This is a genomic window from Gemmatimonas sp. (assembly GCF_041689975.1).
GTDB lineage: Bacteria > Gemmatimonadota > Gemmatimonadetes > Gemmatimonadales > Gemmatimonadaceae > Gemmatimonas.
Genome location: NZ_JBDNFF010000364.1, coordinates 1 through 3,281, shown reverse-complemented (window position 1 = coordinate 3,281; position 3,281 = coordinate 1). Strand labels below are relative to the sequence as shown.

Sequence of the window (3,281 nt, the reverse complement as noted above, 5' to 3'; positions counted from 1 at the left end):
GCGAGTAGCGGCTCCATCTCACGGCGTCTTTCGGTTCGGCAACGCGCGACGCGTACGACTCGGTGTACTTCCACTCGACGAGCACCAACACGGTGAGTCCGTCGGTCGATCGCACGACAAACGCCGCGTCGATGCTGGTGCAGTGCGCTCCGCGTGTGCGCTGACCGTTGCGGGCCTCGTTGAGATAGTCGCTGTCTCCGATGTACTCGAACGTCAGGAACCGGCCCGGTTCGATCTCGAGGACGCTCTCAATGTTCACAACACCACCGAACGATGCCACGATGCGTTCCGGGTCGTGAACCATCTGTCCGAGCGCGTTCACACATTGCACCTGCGACGACAACAAGTGGTTGCCCGGACCGGACCCGACGCCTGCATGCCACGGGATCCCCAACTCGGCGAACAGCGCCAACGCCTGCCCACGCACCTCGGGCAGCAACGTCAACTCCGCGTACTCAGCTGGCAGACAAAACCCGTACGCCGGACCGCTTCCGAGGCCGTTGTTGTTCACGTACGGTGCAGCCTGCCGTGCCGGCTGCGGCAGCGTCGCCGTCGACGCCTTCCACCGAACCGCCCGCTGTCGCTCGCCGGCCACAAATGTCTCGTCTGTCTTCATCGCCAACCACCCTAAAGAACGGGTGTCGCAGAGATCACGAGACCTTCGGCGTAGCGCATGAGATGACCGGGCGGATCGATCTGCGCAGTTCGAAGCATCGCCCCCGGTTGTCCGAAGCGGCCTGCTTGCGTCACGCGCTCACGACCATTCATCCGCACGGCAAGCGCAACACACGGCCCGCACGTGCCGGGCCTCGCCTGCCTGCTCCACACGTCGGGCGTGCGGCTCGCCGCGACTGCGAGACCGACAGTCACAGACTCGCAGGTGCCACTGACCCGCAATGCGAGAGAGTTCGAGCCATCGCGACAGCGGCCACGTCTGCGCTCCAACTGTGGCAATGCGTCGTCAGCTCGACGTCGCGCACATCGAACGCGACGCCAACTTCGTTCACCCAATTCGAACGCATCAGCGCCACGAGCCGGCGCGCAGACCGAGCGTCGACCCGGTGGAGATCCGGCGTGTGCAACCTTGAACAGGGCGATCACGGTCGCAACCATGGAACTCGCCTCGCTTGACCGCTACGTAGCGTTGACAGTTCGCTACGCGCAACGTCATGGCGACATCGTCGTCGTCGTGTCCGACCACGGCGTGCTGTTTTGCCGACGAGAGTCCTGGCAGCCGTGGTATGCCGGGGTTCCCGTTGCTGTGGGCCGCGACGATTCATTCGGAGCGGTTCGGGCGCAACTCCATGCCGCTCACACCGAGCTCATCGAGCGCAATGACCGGGATGGTCGCCGAGCACCGCAGCGCCGTCACCGGTAGCGACAACGAAAGGTGGGGGTGACCAATTGGTCACCCCCACCTTGCGGTTGTTTGTTCAGGCGCCGTCCTCGGTGGCACTGAGATGCGCTCGGGCAGACTCGACAATCCGCTCGAGTGTCTGGCAAACGGATCGGCCGATCGTGATGAGCAGTGTGTCGGCACCCACACTGATCAGATCGGAGAGCCGTTCTACCGACAGCTCCAGGTCATGTTGAGCCTCGTCTACGTGGGCGATGCGGCGACGGTACGCGTCGATGTCGACCTCACCATCGGGGCCAAGAAGCCCCCCTGTGTGCTTGGACAAATCGGCGAGCAGTCCGTCCAGATCAGCCATACCAATCTGCAGACGGAGCTCGGCGGCCGCAACAGCGCGGCCCGACATGTATGGGTTCGGTGCCAGTTGGCTGGCGGTTCCGGGGGTGAGTTGCAAGCTCATGTGGGGTTCTCCTTGTTTCATGGTCGGCGTGGTTGCCGACTTATGCACCTCTGAGCGCGTGGCACGTGGGGACAAGACACTTTTTTGGTGCGGATCTTGCCGCTGCCTGTGTGGCGACCGGACGCCAACGATTCGATGTTGACTCCCTCCCCCGAGGATGAACTGAGACCGAGCCGTCGACACCGGAATCTTGCGAAACGGGCGCGTCGGCACGCACCCCGGCTGCTGCGTATTGGATGGGACCGTCGGGCATCGGCGCGTTCTTCGACGGGCCATGCGACCCCCAGCGCGCACACTGCACTCATGAACAACAACTGCTGCCGTGTCGCCCACCGTCTCGCTCTTGATCTCGCAAAGGTCTGCACAAGGGTCGCAGGCCCCGACTTCGGTGACCTGATCGACGACGGACTACTGCAAGGCGATCCCGCTGCGCTGATGGACGTGATGTGGAGTGCGCAACAGGTCGCCTGGTGGGCTTCGCAGCGCAGCTGCTACGAACTCGACCTCCTCGGCGAGTGCATGCACGAGTATCGCCACCTCATCGCATGCATCATCGACGGCTACAGCGTGTCGAGCAGGTCCATCGCCGAGCTCTGCCGCGGAATGATGTCGCTGGGATGCCAGTCCGCTTTCGTGCAGCTACACGGACTGTGCGCGCTCGATGACGCACTCGATATCGCCGACGCATTCGACGACATCTCCGGATTTGACGACCTGGAAGCAGCATGAGGCCGGACACGACGCTTCACACGTCACCGCGGCCACACCCCCGGCGGCGATCGTGTAACGAGTCGGCCCCCATCACTGAGAATGTCTGCGTACCACCCATTTGAGACTGACCCGGTCAGAACCCGTGAACAGCCCCACGCAACGGCGGAACGTCCGTTCAACGGTCGCTATCTGAGATTGCGAAACCCGTGGGCATCGGCGAGTTCTACAAGGCGAAAGACTTAATCGCCGTGACTGGGATGGCGGGTCGAACCTCGTGGCACCCAGCTCCCTAGAGTCACCACCGTGACCATGGACCCGTACCGAGATCAATACGGCCACGTGTACTGGGCAAGGCGGCCTACCGTGAGGTACCGGGCACCAGAATCGGAGCAGATGAGTGCCCACCGACAGGCCGAGGAAGCAGAAGCAAAGCGCATGGCGGCTGAACACTTCTGCGGGCGGGTGCCTCAGTATCACGCGGATCTCGGCGCTGCCTTTCACCCATTCGATCGTTACGTAGCGTGGCTCGCCGAAGACTGGGAGCGGTTGGCGAAAAAGTGCCTGCCGGCGGGGAGCTGAGCTACAACGAAATCAGCAGTTGGTTCGCAGCGCGCGCACAACAAGGCTCATGCCCACCGGATTTCGTCGCTGCGCGGCCACGCAAGTTCGGTCCGAAGAAGAAGATTCCGTCCTGGCAGCTCTTCGAAAGAGATTCGTCTGAGCGCTGGAACTATTCCCTCCTCGTCTAAGGGGCTC

4 protein-coding genes are annotated in these 3,281 nt (G+C 63.0%); 2 read left to right on the top strand and 2 right to left on the bottom strand.

Features of this window, described 5'->3' with window-relative positions; all coding sequences use genetic code 11:
* On the bottom strand, window positions 1-616 hold a 616-nt coding region (locus tag ACESNG_RS21155), incomplete at its 3' end, for a PGN_0703 family putative restriction endonuclease (RefSeq protein ID WP_407944712.1).
* 553 nt (window positions 617-1,169) lie between these two features.
* On the opposite strand from ACESNG_RS21155, the gene ACESNG_RS21150 reads away from it, so the two are divergent.
* Complete coding sequence (locus ACESNG_RS21150) at window positions 1,170-1,400, top strand: hypothetical protein (RefSeq protein WP_373070709.1); 231 nt, start codon at window positions 1,170-1,172, stop codon at window positions 1,398-1,400.
* 33 nt (window positions 1,401-1,433) lie between these two features.
* On the opposite strand, the gene ACESNG_RS21145 is transcribed toward ACESNG_RS21150, so the two are convergent.
* The gene (locus ACESNG_RS21145) at window positions 1,434-1,814 is read right to left on the bottom strand and encodes a hypothetical protein (protein ID WP_373070707.1); all 381 of its coding nucleotides are present in this window, start codon (window positions 1,812-1,814) and stop codon (window positions 1,434-1,436) included.
* Between the two features lie 303 nt (window positions 1,815-2,117).
* On the opposite strand from ACESNG_RS21145, the gene ACESNG_RS21140 reads away from it, so the two are divergent.
* Entirely contained in the window at window positions 2,118-2,543 is a 426-nt protein-coding gene (locus ACESNG_RS21140) for a hypothetical protein (protein WP_373070705.1), read from the top strand.
* Window positions 2,544-3,281: the final 738 nt, after the last annotated feature.